The sequence below is a fragment of the Sphingomonas sp. CFBP 13733 genome (assembly GCF_014841795.1).
GTDB lineage: Bacteria > Pseudomonadota > Alphaproteobacteria > Sphingomonadales > Sphingomonadaceae > Sphingomonas > Sphingomonas aerolata.
In genome coordinates, this window is sequence record NZ_JACYUP010000007.1 from 124,480 (window position 1) to 140,136 (window position 15,657).

Below are 15,657 nucleotides of genomic sequence, written 5' to 3' on the forward strand. Positions count from 1 at the left end.
CGTCCCCCCGCTCAAGCATTGACCGATGCGTGTCTGCCCCGCATCCCTAACAGGCCAATTCGTATTCGACAATATTGTCGGTGCAAGTAGAGGAAGCGGGGTACCGTGACGCAGTCCAGTCGACCAAAGCGGTCAACCCTTGCGGACATTGCCGCGGCTGCGGGCGTATCGATCAAGACGGCATCGCGCGTCATTCGTCACGAGCCAGTGGCGGCGGCAACCCGGGAGCGGGTAGAACGCGCGGTGGCGGAACTGGGATACCGACCGATCACCGCGCCACGTAGCGCGGCCAGCGATCGTTCGTACCTGATCGGCCTGCTCCACTTTCCGCCGATTGCGACGTTCGTGTCCGGCCTGATCATGGGTGCCAGTGAACGCGCTCGGCAGGAAGGATATCATCTTGTCGTTGAGGCATGCTCGGTCGGAACATCTGACGAGCGCGCGAGATGGGTACGGCAACTGGTCATTCAGTCCAACCTTGATGCCATGATCCTGGCTCCGCCGCTGGGTGACGATCCCGTTATCTTGGCGACGCTGGCCGAACTGGCGCTACCGACATGCAGCATCGCGCCGGGTGACATCTCCCCCAACTATCCTTCGGTCGCGATCGACGATCGCAGCGCGGCACGGGAGGTCACAGAGCGGCTGCTGAAATGGGGGCACCGCCACGTGGCATTCCTGACTGGCGCGGGGGGGCGCACCACGACAACCCGCCGCCTCGCCGGTTTTCGAGATGCCGTCGCCAAATTCCCTGAAGCACGTGCGACGGTGGTCGAGGGCGATTACAAATTTCGCTCGGGGTTTGAGGCAGGGCAGGAATTGCTGTCAGGCAAGGATGTGCCAACCGCCGTATTTGCCAGCAACGACGAAATGGCGGCAGGTATCCTGGTGGCCGCGCACAAGCTGGGGCTGGCAATGCCGAGCCAGTTGTCGGTATTCGGGTTCGACGACGATGTAATCGCCAACGCGGTATGGCCGGCTTTGTCCACTGTGCGCCAGCCGGTTCACGAAATGGGTAGCGCCGCGATCGCGCTATTGGTCGAAGGATCGCTTAGGCCCTCCGCGGGAGCCGGTGACGTGCCCTTGCACCAGCAAATCCCGTATGAGATCATAGAGAGAGAGACCAGCGGTCCGGCGCCAAATCCGTGACCAAAGCATGGCAAGGCTGTGACGCCGTTCGCCCCTATCGTCGCGCCTATCTCGGCTGGCACGGTCTTGCATGGGCCGGTGCGACGATCGCCTATCAGCCATTTCTTTCGTTCCTGCTGCCACTCAAGATCATCGGGATCGGCGGGCATCCCGATCCGATATTGCTCAGTAAGGCGGTCCTTCTGGGCGGGGTGACTGCGGGGTTTGCCAATTTAGGTTGGGGGCTCGTCGGCGACCGTGTCGTGGCGCGGGGCGGCGGGCGGCGATGGTTGATCTTAGCGGGACTGGTTGGGGTTCTACTTAGCTATGTCATGCTTGCACTGGCCAGCACGCCTACGGAATTGCTCTTGGCGCTTTTCGGCTTTCAACTCGTGCTGAACCTCTTGTTGTCGGCGCTGGTCGCAACCGCGGCGGACGAGGTGCCTGTTCATGACAAGGGACTGTTAGGGGGCGTACTGTGCATCGGCGCGCCCGCCGGTGCACTGGTCAGCGTGGTCACTACGTTGCCTGGCATGTCGGTTGAGCGCGGACTGCTCTGGATCGCGGCCATGATCACGATACTTGTTTTACCCTACGCTCTTCAACAACGGTACCCGGTGCAGAGGGGGCCTCAGCAATCGCCAACGACTGTGGGGGAACCCGCCGAAGCGCAAAGTTTCATGCTGTTATGGCTGGTCCGCTTGCTCTTACAAATTGCGAGCAAGGCAGTCTTTTTCTTTCTCATCTATTATTTTGCTGAAACTGTTGGGCAAGTCCTGCCAGCCGCGATCGCGCAACTGACTTTGATCGCCGCCCTCATCGCACCGCCCGCCGCGTTGTTCCTGGGGCGAGTGTCCGACCAGTACGGCTGCCACCGCGTGGTGCTGTTGGCAATGATCGCCGTCATGGCGAGCGGGTTGGTAATCATGGCGATACAAAGCGACTTGGTATCTGCAGTATTAGGATACCTCGTGTTCGCAAGCTCCGCAGCGATCAGTCTCTCGCTTCACTCGGGATATTCGATGCTCCGGCTACCTGTCGGGTTGGCCAGCGGGAAAGGACTAGGTTTGCTGAATCTCGCAAACACGTTACCGGCGGTTGCGGTTGCCGCTCTTGGCACGGCCATAGTGCCCCAGCATGGATATAGAACGCTATGCTGGATCCTTGCCGGTGCGGTAGTGGTGGCGGGCAGTTTCTTGATCCCGCGCAAATCCTGAGGCAGATCGGCCTTCTATGGTAACAGCTTGGAACCGATAGCGGACAGCGAGGCGGCGGTCTGCTCGAGTGCTTAGCGTCACGGCGTCAACCTGAACGGGCGTCTGATTTCAAGGAGGGAACAAGACTTCCTAAGCGTCTGTTTGTGGGTCTATTTAGCCGTGAAGCCGCCGTTCTGCTTATTCTTGTAGATCTGAATTTCCGAGGTTCCCGCTATTCGTCGTCTGAGTAAAGCCCTGAAAACCTTCCGTCCTTAAGTCCACCAATAAGCCAAGTCTGCGGCGTGCCTTTCTCAAACGTCACCACGTAAGTCTCCTCGCGGCCGCCCGCCAGATCCGCTTTCAGGAGAGTCAGTTTCTTGATCGGTCCCTTTTTTGTCAGCGGAGGACCGATTTTAGATATCTGCTGTTTGCACGCCTTGAGAAGTTTTGGCTGCATCATGTCCGAGGGGCAGGTACCGGTAGCCGTTCTAGTTGAGATCGTCCTCAGTGCAGCAGAGTAATTACCCTGCGCAGCGGCGACAGGTGCTGACATTGCAAGTACCGCGCCAGCAAACAGAAACGGAAGGTATAATTCATTATCAGTCCCCCATTGATCTTGCATATTTTCTAATGTCTCAAAGGGGCGGTGGCCATAGCAAAAGCGCGGTGTTGGGGGATTGGTAGCTGACGGCTCGCTTGGTTGTGCCAGCCCGGCGAGCCTTATTGCAGTGACACTCGGCGGATTGCCCTTGTTCCGTTTTAGCACTGGCGTTTCCTGCGTGCTGCTGTTCTGGGGTGGGTTCATCCTGCCGCATCTGCCCGGCGCGACCGTCGGCGATTTGTCTGGATTAGCTGTCGCGACGTGTGGACTGGATTTCGGTCGTCCGCTGGCCTCAGCAACGCTCGCAGATGATCGAGCACAAGCCAGCTGCGGCTAGACACAGAAACGCAAGGCCGATAATAAGTCTTATGTTAAATCAAACGCTTATCTGCATTTTTGACACCGTGGTTAGCTTAAAGTTCGGGCCGAGGGCAACCGACTTTGCATGTTGGGCATTCTCGTGTGCCGCACTCCCGAGGACGCCCTGGTGCAATTTAAGATCGCGCTGCTGAAGCAGCAGCATGACGAAATCCTGTCAGCCGTTGCCGAGCTCACCAAACTGTTTGCGGGCTCTTTCGAGGACGCTGTACCGCAGCTCGGAACTGCACGTACAACGCTAGCCCGACTGATTGCAAAGCACCTCAAGACCGAAGAGGAAGAGTTGCATGCGCCCTTGCGGGCGCGCAGGCTTACGACACAGATCCCAGCTTTCGCCGATATCGCCGCGGAAACGCGTGATCTTCGCTTGGCATATTCTGCCCATATCGGCGACTGGCATGCTCGAGCCGTTCAAGCCGATTGGTCAGGATATACCGCCAGCGCACGCCGGCTTCATGCTGCACTCGAACGGCTAACCAGGCGTGAGGAAGAAGAGATTTACCCAGCTGCGCAGCGGCTCTTGTCCGAGTTGCGCTAACGCCCTCACGCGCTGAAACGATAATGGGGCCGGAACCGATAGCAGCGGTCCCGACCCCGTCGATCGAAGGATCCCCCGTCGAAACGGTAGATCGACAGGCTCAACGCATTAGCGACGATTCCGGTCCACCACCCCCGTTATACGGTTCATCCTCAATTTTCCATGAACGAGCCGTTCCGGCCGTTCCACTCGCCATACGGCACACCACCCGAAGGACTTCACCCGAAGGACATCAACCCCGAAGGGACATCAACATGACCGTCATTGCACTTTCGGCTCGCCGCAGCTCGCTCGCGTCATTCGAGAACGTTTACGCCGTCGCCATTCAGCTTCGCGAGAATACCGGGGTCAACCAGTTCGTGGTCCGCACCGACAATCCCATCCAGCCCTTCCGCGTCTCCCGGTGCCGGCCACATCACCCGGAGAGTCTTCTTGCCCTGGTCGCCTGACCGGGCGTCGATTGTCAGCCTGCGCTCGATACATTGGTTATGATCTGCGCAGCCGTGCAGCCTTCACACAGTTCAGCGTTCGTCGCGTACAGCACCGGTAGCTTCTGCTCACGCATCACGTTGCACATCCGGCCACGACGATACGTCAAGCTCTGCAGCCAGGCCAACTCGGTGATCGCCTGCTCGATCGGCGTGTCGTACAGCAGATACTAAAGGCGCATCTGGTACGGGTTCTTGTCGCGCAGGATCTCCTCGATATCCTTGTAGCCTTCTCCGTATCCCGTCGTGTTGCGAACGTCGCTCGCGAGCGCGGTAAACGCCTCCTGCAACTCCGTGATCGCGAGATAGGCAACGTCGAGGCCGATGCCGACCGTGGCGCCTGCAAGCACTCTGCGATCGACCGATATCTGCGGATCGCCGTTGTCGTCCTTCTCATTGTTCTTCAGCACGTCGAGCAGCGGCAGGTCGTAATCGTACCCCCGCATCATGTCCTGGACCTTCATCATATTCTCCTTCGGGTGAGGCCTCGGACTTGCTCCGACCGTCACGCGCCTGGTTTCATGGCCGCATGACGAACATTGACAATTCCGCCACCTGCGGCAATGTCTGTATGTCACGACAAACAAGGTCAACCAGAAATGCAAACTTTTTCCAGTCGCGACTTTAATCGCGAACCGGGGCGCATAAAGCGCGCTGCCGTGGACGGTCCCGTCATCATCACCGAGCGCGGTCGGCCGATCATCGCGGTGATGCCGTTTGCTGAATATGAGCGGCTAAAGGCACCCCCCGGCAACATCCTCGACGCGCTGGACATGGACGAGGTCGGCGATATCGAGGTCGACTTCACGCGACCGCAATCCTTCCCGCGGCCGGCAGTATTCGACTGATGTACCTACTCGATACCAACGTCCTCTCCGAACTGCGCAAGCGCCGCAGCGGAAAGATCAATCCAGCTGTGGAAGCATGGGCGAGCAGCGTCGATCAAGCCGACATGTACCTTTCAGTCATTACGATCATGGAAGTCGAGCTCGGCATTGCGCTACTCGAACGACGCGATTCTAGACAGGCGGGCGTGCTACGGCTCTGGCTTCACGAGAAGGTTATGCCGGCGTTTACCGGTCGCGTCCTGCCTGTGGACACGGCGATCGCGGTGCGCTGCGCGCGGCTGCACGTCCCGGAAACCAAAAGCGAGCGCGACGCGTGGATCGCGGCAACGGGGCTCGCGCACGATCTGACGGTTGTTACCAGGAACCTCGCCGACTTTGCGGGAACCGGCGTGACACTCCTTGACCCCTGGACCTTCGCCGACTGAGCAACACGACGTCGATATGCGCAAAATCAAAAGGTTGCGACGCAGATCCAGCGCACGATTTCGGAATCGTTCATCATACCCCGTCTAATCTCGATCAAGGTATTGGAGGTTGGATGACTGATGCACTTCCGGACTCCCCTTCTGCCGATCGGCAGCCGGTGGATGTCCCGCTGAACCTGATGGAGATGGCGCTCGCCCTTCTGGATCGCGAAGACCAAGGCGGAAGCGTTTCGGCGTTTCTCCTTCAGGAGGCGATCGAGGCCCGGTCCACTCAATAAGGGGACCGGCAAGAGGATGTTCGGAATCGTACGCTAAGCGCTCCGACCGTCCCGATTGGGATCGAGTTTCGGGAAAGTACCTACTGATCTATCCAGCCGGTAAGCTGCCGCTTACCGCTCCCTCTCGGTCATAACATGCCGATGTTATGCAGCCATTGCTTGACCTGTCCGGGCCATTCCCGCGAAATCGGATCAGCCGTGGGCCGCATTCCGAAAGCGTGCCCCCCCTTGGCATAAAGCCGCATATCAACCGGCACCCCGGCATCACTGAGTGCCAAGGCATAGGCCATAGGTTGCCGGATTGGGTCCGTAGGGTCGTTCATTGCGTGAAGGATAAACGTGGGCGGTGCTTTCGGGCTGATTGTCACCCATGGCTGAAGTTCGAGGCTGTTCCTGCCCTTGCTGTCGTTCAGCATACGCGCCGTGTAGGCGACGATCGCAAAGTCTGGCCGGGGCGATTGCTGGTCAGCCGCATCCGTCAGCGGATAGGTGCGCTCATCCGTGTTGCTCATGTTCGCTGCCAAATAAGCACCCGCTGAAAAGCCGATTACACCGACTTTATGCGGATCGAACCCGTGGGATGCTGCCTGCTCCCTCAAAAGCCCCATCGCCCGCTGTGCGTCCTCCAAACCCAACAGCACCTTCGGCCGCTGGCCCTGAGGCCACGCTTGCGGCACCCGATATTTCAGCACCGCACAGGTCATACCTTGTTGCACCACCCACTCGCAGATTTCGGTGCCCTCTAAATCAGTCGCTATGACTTCAAATCCGCCGCCCGGCAGGACCAGTATTGCGGTGCCGACATTACGCCCTTTCGGTCGATAGAGGGTCATTGTGGGCCGGGTGACATAGCTCGCCCAATGCCATTTACTTCCTCCCACAAGTCCCGTCCCATTACCGGTCCCCTCAGGCCGATCGCCGGAGTCCGGTTTGGCGAGAGGCGTGCTCGCAGGCCAGAGCGGCGCCTGAACCCCCTCCTCAGGGGCCTGCCATGTGCCCGCCCGCTCATTTTTGGCGAGAACAACCTTGGCAGGCAAATTGTCGGCCTTGCTGATCTGCCCGTAGGCCGTACCGGCGATGCTGATTGCAAGGAGAGAGGGCACGACGAACCGGAACCGCGACAAACCATATCTCCTGCTTTGAGGAAGCAACCTTCCTGTGGGATCAGGCGATTGCAGAAGTGGAGGTTAGCGGGCCAAGCTCATCGCGCAACTGGTCGCTCCCCGAATGGGAAGGGCATGGGGATGGCCGGGACATTCTCATTGGGATCGAAAAATGAGAACGTGAGGGGGTTTTCGCAACTCATATGTGGTGATTAGACGGTACATGAAAGCGGGGGATGCTAGGGCATGAAGACGATTGGCCTGATCGGTGGCATGAGCTGGGAAAGTTCTGCCGAATACTACCGCATTATCAACGAGGGCGTGCGAGACCGGCTCGGCCCGACCGCATCTGCCCGCTGCCTCCTGTGGTCGCACAATTTCGCGGAAATCGAGGATTTGCAGCACAAGGGCGATTGGCTGGGTCTGACGACGCGGATGATCGATGCGGCACGACGCCTCGAAGCGGCGGGGGCGGACATGCTGCTAATCTGCACCAACACCATGCACCGCATGGCGGCCGACGTTCAGGCCGCGGTAGATATTCCCCTGCTCCATATCGCCGATCCTACGACCGAACGCATCAAGGCGGCCGGCTTTAAGAAGGTCGAACTGCTCGGCACCGCGTTTACGATGGAACACGCCTTCTACAAGGGAAGGCTTACCGCCCAGCATGGTCTCAACGTCGTCGTGCCGGACGACGATGACCGCGCTACCGTTCATCGTATCATTTATGAGGAGTTGGTTGCTGGTAAAATCTCGCGGGCATCGCGGGAAGCTTACCGCGCGGTCATTGCCCGCCTCGTTGAGAGCGGAGCGCAGGCCGTGATCTTGGGATGCACCGAAATCATGCTGCTGGTTCGGCCGGAAGACAGCCAGGTGCCGATCTTCAACACAACCGCCCTCCATGCGGCAGCGGCGATCGATATGGCTCTGGCTAGCTGACCGCGCGCTCCCCGGAATGATGAAATCTCAGGAATGCATGCTTGAGGGGGAGCGATCTACCGCATCGCCTTTCGATCGTAATCGTCCGAAGCGAACGATTTCCAGCGGGAGAACCCGGGATCACTGAACGCCCGATCCGAGCAATGTTTACCTGCGGAAGATACTTCTGCCGGGTACTTTTTTATAGCCTCAACAACACCTTGAGCCTCACCAAGACGCTCTCGTTTTATCTTTGAGAAGTACCAGGTCTGAAGCACATAAAGCCCCTTTCTGGCGGGAGCATTGGCTCCAAGCTGGTCGGCGTTCCTTTGCAATGTCCGGATCACAACAGCGCAGTGTAGATCGTCTGAAGGATTGATCGCAGAAGCGCTAGCAGACGCACAGCCCGCTAAAACGAGCAGCGTCGCCCCTAAATAAGCCTTGTTCATACCTGCTCCTGATCTATCGCCCCTTGAGGTAGCGCGTGAACGGTAAATGCTTGATTGCTTGGCAAACGTAATTGCCGGAGGCCCTGACAAAGGTGCAGATATCAGGAATTCATGTCAGGTCGCGAAGCGGAATGTCGCGGGCATTCCCGAAACTCTATCTAATTTTAGGAATTGCAGCCGATTGATCGTTGACGTAGCGCCGTCACGTTCTCGGGAGTCTTTCGAAATGACCCAGCGTCACCGCTAAAGCGGCAAAGCATACGCCAGCGGAGTAATCCGCCGACTGGACTCTGTTTTCGAGAACATCATGCAAAGACTGAATAACAAGACGTGCGTCGTCACCGGCGCTGCGCGTGGTATCGGCCGCGCAATCGCAGCACGCTTCCATAACGAAGGTGCGGTCGTCATCGTCACCGACATCGATGAAGCAACGGGAGCGGCAACAGCGGCTGAAATCGGGTGTCTGTTCGAACCGCTTGATGTGCGCGAGGAAGCTGACTGGTTGCGGTTGGCTGGTATCGTTCCCGTAGCCGACGTGGTCGTCAACAATGCTGGCGTGACGGGGTTCGAAGCGGGCATGACACCGCACGACCCGGAACACGCCAGCTTAGCGGACTGGCGTGAGGTTCACCGGGTCAACCTCGACGGGACGTTCCTCGGCTGTCGCTACGCGATCGGCGCGATGAAGGCTGCGGGGGCCGGTTCGATTATCAACATATCCTCCCGCTCGGGACTAGTCGGCATCCCCGCCGCTGCGGCGTATGCCTCGTCCAAGGCGGCGATCCGCAACCACAGCAAGACGGTCGCGCTCTACTGCGCACAACAGGGCTGGAAGATTCGCTGCAACTCGGTCCACCCGGCCGCTATCCTCACGCCGATCTGGGAGCCGATGCTGGGCACCGGTCCCGATCGGGACGCCAAGATGCAGGCGGTAGTAGCGGACACGCCTCTCAAGCGGTTCGGGATGCCCGATGAAGTCGCGGCTATTGCGGTAATGCTGGCCTCCGATGAAGCGACCTACGTCACAGGGACGGAGATGAGCATCGACGGTGGGCTACTGGCCGGTTCTGCCGCTTCACCCGGCTGATGGCAGCAACGGGCGTGGTCGATCACGCCCGTTGCTGCCATCAGCGATCGAGAAATGCGAAACGATGCGCCATCCCCCGTTTGGAAGCGTGTTGCTACGACCATGCTGCCCGGCCATGAGGTGGCATGACCGCTGTTCCGCTCGGCCCGCTCGTCCCCGAAGCCACCTGTCTTCTGCCGGGGTTTCAATGCCACAACGGCGTAGCCGTCACGCTCGAACCGCTCTCCGCGCGGCACGTCGATGATCTTTGGGAGGCAGGTCAGGCGGCAGACGTATCGTGGGCCTATCTGAAGTACGGGCCCTTCCCAACAAAGGACGACATGGCCGCGCATATCACGCGGATCAGCGGCCTTGAACGGCAACCCTTCTTCGCCGTTGTTCCAGCATCTAGCTGCAAAGCTGAAGGATGGGTGTCGTTCTGCAACATCGCGCCCGCCGACGCTGCAATCGAAATAGGGAGCGTTTGGTTTTCGCCCGGGCTGCAACGCACCCGCGCCGCCACGGAGGCCATTTTCCTGTTGATGCAGCACGCTTTCACACTCGGCTACTTTCGTGTCGTATGGCGGTGCAACGACCTGAATGCGGCATCCAAGCGTGCTGCGCGTCGGTTCGGCTTCACCTACGAAGGAACGTGGCGCGGTGACTGGATCGTAAAGGGTCGCCGGCGCGATACGGCCTGGTTCTCTATTCTGGAGCCAGAATGGCCGGCACGACGCACACTGTTCGAGATATGGCTTAGTGAAAGCAATTTCGACACGGATGGCGTCGCGTTCAAACCATTGTCGCCAGACACCTGAGGGAGGGCGCTTTCTCATTGGGATCGAAAAATGGGAAAGCGGCGGGTGTCTCCGCAAGTGCCCCTTCTTGCATCAGGGGGTCGGCACGGGACAGCGATATGCGACCTTGTAGCTCTGCCCCCAGCAGTGGAGGAAGCCATCGAGAACGCGAATGTTCATCGGCCAGCGAACCGCTCTTGGTTTGCCGTCCGGGCCGACCGGGTCCTTTAGCTCGGCCGGACGGGGCAGAGCTGCGAGTTTCGCACGAGCAGCTTCCAGCTTCCGGCGATCTCCTCGAAGGAACGCGATGCTTCCGTCCACGTAGAAGTTCCATCCCCACTTCGCATCGTCTGCTGCGGGATGCCTTCCCGTTTGGAAAAGCCTGATAGCGTCAGCATACTGGCCAACGTCGGCCCGTAGCTGGCCCTCATGCCATGAGAGGAGGGTATCGGCAGGTCCCATGCTTCCATGCGCCTCCCGCCAGACCCGGATCAGATCAGCAGCTTCCTTGGCACAGCCTTTTGCTTCGAGCGTCCGCCATCCCCCATTCATATCCTGATCGAACGCGGGAAGATCGAGCGCCAACATGGCGGATCGATCATATTGGCACTGGCTCGCGCCATCGGCGGGAGCCAGTGCGGCAAGAGCAAGCGCTGCTACGATCATCGCATATCCTTGTTTATTACAGGCCCGCTTAGGGACGCCCAACATGTTGCTGGACGGTCGACCTCATTTACACATCAAATGAATGAGATGCCGAGGCTTGTCGTACGTGATTGACGTGCAACCGCGAAGTACGTCGGCACCAACATAGACGATGTATGCTGCCCGAGATGGCTTGCGCTCCCCGTTGACGACAATGTCGTCGGTTATCTCAGACGGATCAGGTTCCTCGTCTCGTATGGAGTTGGCGCTTCCGAAATCAGCGGTGCGTACCAACAGCCGATCAATGCTGACCGGCCCTAAATCCAGCGTTCGGCTCAATCGCATCACGCGAGCCGGACGTTCGACGCCGTGCGAGATCATAACTCGCTGCGGCGTACCACTAAGGGCTCCGTCAAGTTCCTCACTAATGGCGCCTCCGGCAGCAGCGCTGGCAACGGTGGTGGCAAACTGAGGCGCGAACGCGAACTTGATCGACTTACCCCCGATCATCTTGGACGTTGCAGCGACCCACCAAGTGTCGGGCAGCAGAGGAATTGAGCTTGTACGTTCCGCCCCATTCGCCTCCCGCAAACGATATCGCACTACAGGTGCCGGCAGCGCATAGGGTCCCGCCAGCCCGTCCGCAAAATCATACGCATCTGCCTGCGACCATTTTGTGGCCACTCTGCTTGTATGGGAGCCAACGGTCAGATCGGCGTTCTGCGTGTAGCCTTTGACCAGAATCGGACCGACCTTGTTATCCGGATTCCGAGATACAGATATCAACTGGAAGCGCCGCGCGGCCTTGGCTCGTTCTTGCTCTGCATTGGGACCAAACAGGCCCAAGGCGACGGAGCGTCTCAGCGACAGCACTGACGGCATTCCAGAGCCGGAAAAGGTGTCTACGGTTTGGCCGTTTACCGAAATCTGCAACTTCCCATTTGGCGGTACGTCGATGACATGCCCCGCCTCGCTTGCCATGACGGTAGGCGCAAGCGTGCCTACCGCGATCGGGGCAAAAACCGCCCATTTTCTTCTCATAGTAAGCGATGCGCCTCTACTTTTTAGCGATGGGTCCTGTGGCCACGGGCTCGGAGCTCTTCATCGATGAATTCTATGGCCGCTTTTAGGCGGCCATCCGCTAGCTCACGAATAGGAACGGCGATCGAGACAGCCGGAGCATTCCGAGAGGGATCGAATATCGGGAAAGCAAGGTGCCGTCGAAATGCCTGGTTGACCGCATGTGTGGTGGCGCAGCAACACACGAAGATTGCGCAGCGCGTCAGGAGGATCGATGACGACCAAATCGTTCTTTGCAACTCGATCGGGTTCCCGATCAAGGCTAAGCGCCGTTGGAAAGGCAATCAGCTATCTAGCCCTGGCATTTGTCGGCGCGCTTCTCGTCTCGGCTGTGGCGAGGGGCCTTCTCGGCGCATCCCTTCTTCAACTCGCGCAAGGCGGCACGGCGACAGGTACGGCGAGGGCAGTGTTATTGCTGCTTGGGTTGGTTATTGCACCGACCGCGCTGGTTCTCCGAATCTTCAAAGAGCCGTTCCAACTCTCGGCATGGGCATTCGGCAGCGCAATGAGGCTCACAGTTTGTGGGCTTGCGACCGGCCTCATACTACTCGCGGTTATGGCAGGTTTGATGTGGCTGTTGGGTGCTGTCACGTTCGGCATCGCCACCCCGACCATATCATCGGCGATTTCGGGCTTGTTGATGTCCGCGATATTGTGGCTGGCTCAAGCAGCAGGTGAGGAAGGTCTGCATCGCGGCTACGCCTTCGTGCAGATTTGCCGTGCGATCTCGTTTTGGCCGACCGCCGTCTTGAGCAGCGCATGGTTCATGTACGGGCACATCGGAAACGAAGGCGAGACGGTGCTCGGCATCATCGCCGCAGGACTGCTCGGCCTGGCACTATCGTACAGCCTGCTAAAGACGGGTTCCCTCTGGTTCGCGCTCGGCTTTCACGCCTCGTGGAATTTCAGCCAGAGCTTCGTCTTCGGGTTTCACAACAGCGGGGGCAAACCCCTAGCCAGCCTGCTGTCCGCCACCCTCGACGGCTCGCCATTGCTGACGGGGGGCACCACCGGACCGGAAGCCAGTTTGCTCGTTCTTCCGGTTTTGATCGTCCTGTTCGCAATCATTCAGCGGGTCGCCGTCCCGACCTGCGAACGTTCGGACAGCCCGACATTCTCGACTCCGACAACTCGCTGACACTGCCTTCACGGTTGGAGGCGGCTGCGGGGCCGACCCGGTCTTCATAAAACGAACGGCCAGCGAGACGAAGCAGGCGTTCTCGAAATTGATCGGGAAATGGGAATGGCGATGCTACTGGGCGAGCGAAGCTGCTAGATTGCTGCCCAAGGGCCGGCATAGTTCGATGCGATGATGGCTACGCGACTTGAACGTGTTGGGACCGACACGCCGAAGCTCTCTATAGCCCAGTGACCGCCAGAACCTGTCCGCCGCCTCGTTCGCCTCAAGGACGGCAAGCCTTAGTTCCTGTGCTCCGCGAGCCGCTGCCCACTGCTCGATCGTGTTATAAATCGATCGGCCGATGCCTTGCCCTCTTGCGGCTGGATCAACGATCATGAATCCGAGATACCAGACGCCATCGCTTGGGTAGTCACGCAAGATGGCGCCCACGGCTATCAGGCCGTTTTCACCCCGCCAGCCCATAACGGTCTGATCGGCCGAACTCGTTTCATCGGGAACACCGCGGAACAAATCAATCGCGTTCGCCAGCGTCGTCGGCTCCCCGTCCTGCAACATGAAGTAGTCGGTGCACCGGGCATATAGGTCAGCAACGTCACCGGCATTATGCTCTGTGAGGACCGACGGCGGTTCACTGGTTGCGATCATCATCCACGCCTAGCTTGCCGGCTCCGCCGAAAACGACCTTTCCCACAGCGATCGAGACGGGGAAAGTTTTCCTATTAGGATCGAATATCGTGAACTGCCGGATCGGGAGAAAACCACCGCGGCGTTCATTCGATTACGAGTGCATTCTAGCCATCAAGTACATCAGCAACAGCAAGACGGCGATCGTGATGACGATGAGCATCGCGATTGGGAAGAGCAACCCGGCGCTGTTGTCGTGCCGCCAAGCGAGCATGAGAAACGTTGCTACCACGCCTATCGTAAGCCCACGCGGACCGAAGCCAAAGCTCCCGATACCGACCATCAGAACAGCCAAGCCAACTGAAACCCCAACGCGCGAAGCTGTCTTTGAGGGTCCCATCGGTCTTACGATGTCACCGACGATCGTGAGGCGCAACATAAGCATGCTCGCCGATGCCTATCCCCTTTAGTTGTCACGGCCGGAGCGATCCCGCAAGGGATCGGGATTTGGGAAGCACGCACCGCTCCTGCCCGCCGGCACCGATCGCGGGTTCGTCATTGCAGGCAGTACCGCCTTCGTTAATATGATGCTCCGTAAATCCCTCACTTGCTGCGATGGCCCGTAAAAACGGATCACGTAGGGTTCGTATTGAAGGTGATGCCTGTGCTCGTACTATTTGCCGCCCTCGCCCTTGCACCCACTCAGGCACCGGTTGAGGCTAAAGGTTGTACAACAACACCATTTGGTGTGACTTGCCGTAAGCAAGCGTCGCAAAAACCAACGAAGCATTGCAATACAACTCCGTTCGGTGTAGTTTGCTATTTGTCACCTTCGGATAAGCTAACGGGTCCCGCCAGCCTGACTACCGCAGGTAAAAAGGCAAAGAATTAAATGCCCGCAAGCTCGTGGGGGTTACGACGTGCAGGTTTTCTTCTAAGCAAAGCCGCCTGCGCGTTCGCGCTAGGCATTCCACTTGCAGCGCCAGTGCTGGCCTTGGCCCAATTTTCTCCGATGGTACAGGCGCAGCAGCATTTGCGTGCCGTTGATACGATGACAGCGCAGTTTACGCAGGTCAATCGCAATGGCCGTTCACTGGCTGGCGAACTTACGCTCAAGCGGCCGGGAAAAGTCCGCTTCCAGTATCAAAGCGGCGTACCTTTGCTTGTCGTTGGAGACGGTAACTCGCTCATAATGATCGACTACAAGGTTCGTCAGGTATTGCGCGTACCTGTCAGCAGTTCGCCGCTTTCAGCGCTGCCTGACCCAAGCAAGGATCTATCTCGGGTCGCTCGGTTGTCGCCGTTGACCAACCGCGACAAGGTGGTGCTTGAGGTCCGCGATCCCAAGCATCCTGAAAGTGGGACATTCACGTTTTCGTTTTCACGATCCCAAACATCGCCGGCTGGGCTGATGCTGGAAGGTTGGACCGTTTTAGATACCCAAGGCAATCGCACGACAGTCCACCTAACGGGCCAACGTCTAAACGGTGTGGTGAGCGATAAGGCGTTCACTTGGAATGATCCGCGTCCGAGAAGCCGCTGACACGACGTTCTCGAAAAGGAACTTTCAGCGAGACAGCCGGGTAGGTTTGGCCGATTGCCTACGTCACGGCCGACCGGCTTTCCCGAAACCTGTTCCCAAATGAATTGTCCCGAAATTGTCCGTTGGACATGGAGAAACGGGACGCCCGCAAACGAGGGTTTGCGTGACGATCGCTGGTCCTGTTCGATCGTGGGCGATCCATGTCACGCAACCCGTCACGCGATCTATGTGCCGCAAAGGCTGCTTAGCGTACGATTCCGAACATGCTCTCGCCGGTCCGCTCAATAAGCTGCCGACCTTGCACATTCTTGCCGGGGCCGTTTTCGGGAATCGTTGGTTAGGGTCAGGACTCATTGGTCATAGCCAGAAGATGACGGTGGCCGCGAGCGCGAAGGCAGAGAAGAAGAC

20 protein-coding genes are annotated in these 15,657 nt (G+C 58.7%); 13 read left to right on the forward strand and 7 right to left on the reverse strand.

What is annotated here, in order from left to right; translation table 11 throughout:
* Positions 1-105: 105 nt before the first annotated feature.
* Together IFT71_RS18475 and IFT71_RS18480 are read left to right on the forward strand one after the other, a co-directional pair.
* On the forward strand, positions 106-1,149 hold the full coding sequence (locus IFT71_RS18475) for a LacI family DNA-binding transcriptional regulator (RefSeq protein ID WP_082451767.1): 1,044 nt from the start codon (positions 106-108) through the stop codon (positions 1,147-1,149).
* A complete protein-coding gene (locus IFT71_RS18480) occupies positions 1,146-2,345 on the forward strand; it encodes a hypothetical protein (protein WP_192071698.1) in 1,200 nt (399 codons plus the stop codon). Before IFT71_RS18475 ends, IFT71_RS18480 begins: the two co-directional genes overlap by 4 nt.
* A 211-nt stretch (positions 2,346-2,556) precedes the next feature.
* On the opposite strand, the gene IFT71_RS18485 is transcribed toward IFT71_RS18480, so the two are convergent.
* A complete protein-coding gene (locus IFT71_RS18485; RefSeq protein WP_192142762.1) occupies positions 2,557-3,090 on the reverse strand; it encodes a hypothetical protein in 534 nt (177 codons plus the stop codon).
* 322 nt (positions 3,091-3,412) lie between these two features.
* Here IFT71_RS18485 and IFT71_RS18490 point away from each other — a divergent pair, with 322 nt between their 5' ends.
* Together IFT71_RS18490 and IFT71_RS18495 are read left to right on the forward strand one after the other, a co-directional pair.
* Positions 3,413-3,841, forward strand: coding sequence for a hypothetical protein (locus tag IFT71_RS18490; RefSeq protein ID WP_192099698.1), 429 nt, complete (start codon positions 3,413-3,415; stop codon positions 3,839-3,841).
* A 254-nt stretch (positions 3,842-4,095) separates the two neighbouring features.
* A complete protein-coding gene (locus IFT71_RS18495) occupies positions 4,096-4,290 on the forward strand; it encodes a hypothetical protein (protein ID WP_192099697.1) in 195 nt (64 codons plus the stop codon).
* 209 nt (positions 4,291-4,499) lie between these two features.
* Here the strand turns inward: IFT71_RS18495 and IFT71_RS18500 are convergent, their stop codons facing one another.
* Positions 4,500-4,793 (reverse strand): hypothetical protein, encoded by a 294-nt coding sequence (locus IFT71_RS18500; protein WP_192142764.1) that lies wholly within the window; start codon positions 4,791-4,793, stop codon positions 4,500-4,502.
* Between the two features lie 135 nt (positions 4,794-4,928).
* Between IFT71_RS18500 and IFT71_RS18505 the strand changes: the two genes are divergently transcribed.
* From IFT71_RS18505 to IFT71_RS18515, 3 genes are all read left to right on the forward strand, one after another.
* On the forward strand, positions 4,929-5,177 hold the full coding sequence (locus tag IFT71_RS18505; RefSeq protein WP_192099723.1) for a type II toxin-antitoxin system Phd/YefM family antitoxin: 249 nt from the start codon (positions 4,929-4,931) through the stop codon (positions 5,175-5,177).
* Entirely contained in the window at positions 5,177-5,602 is a 426-nt protein-coding gene (locus IFT71_RS18510) for a type II toxin-antitoxin system VapC family toxin (RefSeq protein ID WP_192142766.1), read from the forward strand. Before IFT71_RS18505 ends, IFT71_RS18510 begins: the two co-directional genes overlap by 1 nt.
* A gap of 113 nt (positions 5,603-5,715) precedes the next feature.
* Positions 5,716-5,880 carry a hypothetical protein gene (locus IFT71_RS18515; RefSeq protein WP_192142768.1) on the forward strand — a complete coding sequence of 55 codons (165 nt, stop codon included), beginning with the start codon at positions 5,716-5,718 and terminating at the stop codon, positions 5,878-5,880.
* 128 nt (positions 5,881-6,008) lie between these two features.
* On the opposite strand, the gene IFT71_RS18520 is transcribed toward IFT71_RS18515, so the two are convergent.
* Entirely contained in the window at positions 6,009-7,004 is a 996-nt protein-coding gene (locus IFT71_RS18520; RefSeq protein ID WP_192142770.1) for an alpha/beta hydrolase, read from the reverse strand.
* A 225-nt stretch (positions 7,005-7,229) separates the two neighbouring features.
* Between IFT71_RS18520 and IFT71_RS18525 the strand changes: the two genes are divergently transcribed.
* On the forward strand, positions 7,230-7,925 hold the full coding sequence (locus IFT71_RS18525; protein WP_192142772.1) for an aspartate/glutamate racemase family protein: 696 nt from the start codon (positions 7,230-7,232) through the stop codon (positions 7,923-7,925).
* Between the two features lie 56 nt (positions 7,926-7,981).
* Here IFT71_RS18525 and IFT71_RS18530 read toward each other — a convergent pair whose 3' ends face one another.
* The gene (locus IFT71_RS18530) at positions 7,982-8,353 is read right to left on the reverse strand and encodes a hypothetical protein (RefSeq protein WP_192142774.1); all 372 of its coding nucleotides are present in this window, start codon (positions 8,351-8,353) and stop codon (positions 7,982-7,984) included.
* A gap of 307 nt (positions 8,354-8,660) precedes the next feature.
* On the opposite strand from IFT71_RS18530, the gene IFT71_RS18535 reads away from it, so the two are divergent.
* Both IFT71_RS18535 and IFT71_RS18540 read left to right on the forward strand, forming a co-directional pair.
* Complete coding sequence (locus IFT71_RS18535; protein WP_192142776.1) at positions 8,661-9,440, forward strand: SDR family oxidoreductase; 780 nt, start codon at positions 8,661-8,663, stop codon at positions 9,438-9,440.
* Between the two features lie 125 nt (positions 9,441-9,565).
* Positions 9,566-10,237 (forward strand): GNAT family N-acetyltransferase, encoded by a 672-nt coding sequence (locus IFT71_RS18540; protein ID WP_192100096.1) that lies wholly within the window; start codon positions 9,566-9,568, stop codon positions 10,235-10,237.
* A gap of 72 nt (positions 10,238-10,309) precedes the next feature.
* Here the strand turns inward: IFT71_RS18540 and IFT71_RS18545 are convergent, their stop codons facing one another.
* Positions 10,310-10,882, reverse strand: coding sequence for a hypothetical protein (locus IFT71_RS18545; RefSeq protein WP_192100098.1), 573 nt, complete (start codon positions 10,880-10,882; stop codon positions 10,310-10,312).
* A gap of 63 nt (positions 10,883-10,945) precedes the next feature.
* A complete protein-coding gene (locus tag IFT71_RS18550; RefSeq protein WP_192142778.1) occupies positions 10,946-11,902 on the reverse strand; it encodes a hypothetical protein in 957 nt (318 codons plus the stop codon).
* Positions 11,903-12,155: 253 nt separating this feature from the next.
* Here IFT71_RS18550 and IFT71_RS18555 point away from each other — a divergent pair, with 253 nt between their 5' ends.
* Positions 12,156-13,079 carry a CPBP family intramembrane glutamic endopeptidase gene (locus IFT71_RS18555; RefSeq protein WP_192142780.1) on the forward strand — a complete coding sequence of 308 codons (924 nt, stop codon included), beginning with the start codon at positions 12,156-12,158 and terminating at the stop codon, positions 13,077-13,079.
* 114 nt (positions 13,080-13,193) lie between these two features.
* Here IFT71_RS18555 and IFT71_RS18560 read toward each other — a convergent pair whose 3' ends face one another.
* On the reverse strand, positions 13,194-13,727 hold the full coding sequence (locus IFT71_RS18560; protein ID WP_192100104.1) for a GNAT family N-acetyltransferase: 534 nt from the start codon (positions 13,725-13,727) through the stop codon (positions 13,194-13,196).
* An 871-nt stretch (positions 13,728-14,598) separates the two neighbouring features.
* Here IFT71_RS18560 and IFT71_RS18565 point away from each other — a divergent pair.
* Positions 14,599-15,249 (forward strand): LolA family protein, encoded by a 651-nt coding sequence (locus IFT71_RS18565; RefSeq protein WP_192142782.1) that lies wholly within the window; start codon positions 14,599-14,601, stop codon positions 15,247-15,249.
* Positions 15,250-15,412: 163 nt separating this feature from the next.
* Positions 15,413-15,657 (forward strand): hypothetical protein (locus tag IFT71_RS21230; RefSeq protein ID WP_206757460.1); only part of this gene is annotated, 245 nt, incomplete at its 3' end.

Coding starts and splice junctions, on each gene's coding strand:
- IFT71_RS18495 (WP_192099697.1), top strand. CDS start 4,096: ATGACCGTCATTGCACTTTCGGCTCGCCGCAGCTCGCTCGCGTCATTC.
- IFT71_RS18500 (WP_192142764.1), bottom strand. CDS start 4,793: ATGAAGGTCCAGGACATGATGCGGGGGTACGATTACGACCTGCCGCTG.
- IFT71_RS18505 (WP_192099723.1), top strand. CDS start 4,929: ATGCAAACTTTTTCCAGTCGCGACTTTAATCGCGAACCGGGGCGCATA.
- IFT71_RS18510 (WP_192142766.1), top strand. CDS start 5,177: ATGTACCTACTCGATACCAACGTCCTCTCCGAACTGCGCAAGCGCCGC.
- IFT71_RS18515 (WP_192142768.1), top strand. CDS start 5,716: ATGACTGATGCACTTCCGGACTCCCCTTCTGCCGATCGGCAGCCGGTG.
- IFT71_RS18525 (WP_192142772.1), top strand. CDS start 7,230: ATGAAGACGATTGGCCTGATCGGTGGCATGAGCTGGGAAAGTTCTGCC.
- IFT71_RS18530 (WP_192142774.1), bottom strand. CDS start 8,353: ATGAACAAGGCTTATTTAGGGGCGACGCTGCTCGTTTTAGCGGGCTGT.
- IFT71_RS18535 (WP_192142776.1), top strand. CDS start 8,661: ATGCAAAGACTGAATAACAAGACGTGCGTCGTCACCGGCGCTGCGCGT.
- IFT71_RS18540 (WP_192100096.1), top strand. CDS start 9,566: ATGACCGCTGTTCCGCTCGGCCCGCTCGTCCCCGAAGCCACCTGTCTT.
- IFT71_RS18545 (WP_192100098.1), bottom strand. CDS start 10,882: ATGATCGTAGCAGCGCTTGCTCTTGCCGCACTGGCTCCCGCCGATGGC.
- IFT71_RS18550 (WP_192142778.1), bottom strand. CDS start 11,902: ATGAGAAGAAAATGGGCGGTTTTTGCCCCGATCGCGGTAGGCACGCTT.
- IFT71_RS18555 (WP_192142780.1), top strand. CDS start 12,156: ATGACGACCAAATCGTTCTTTGCAACTCGATCGGGTTCCCGATCAAGG.
- IFT71_RS18560 (WP_192100104.1), bottom strand. CDS start 13,727: ATGATCGCAACCAGTGAACCGCCGTCGGTCCTCACAGAGCATAATGCC.
- IFT71_RS18565 (WP_192142782.1), top strand. CDS start 14,599: ATGCCCGCAAGCTCGTGGGGGTTACGACGTGCAGGTTTTCTTCTAAGC.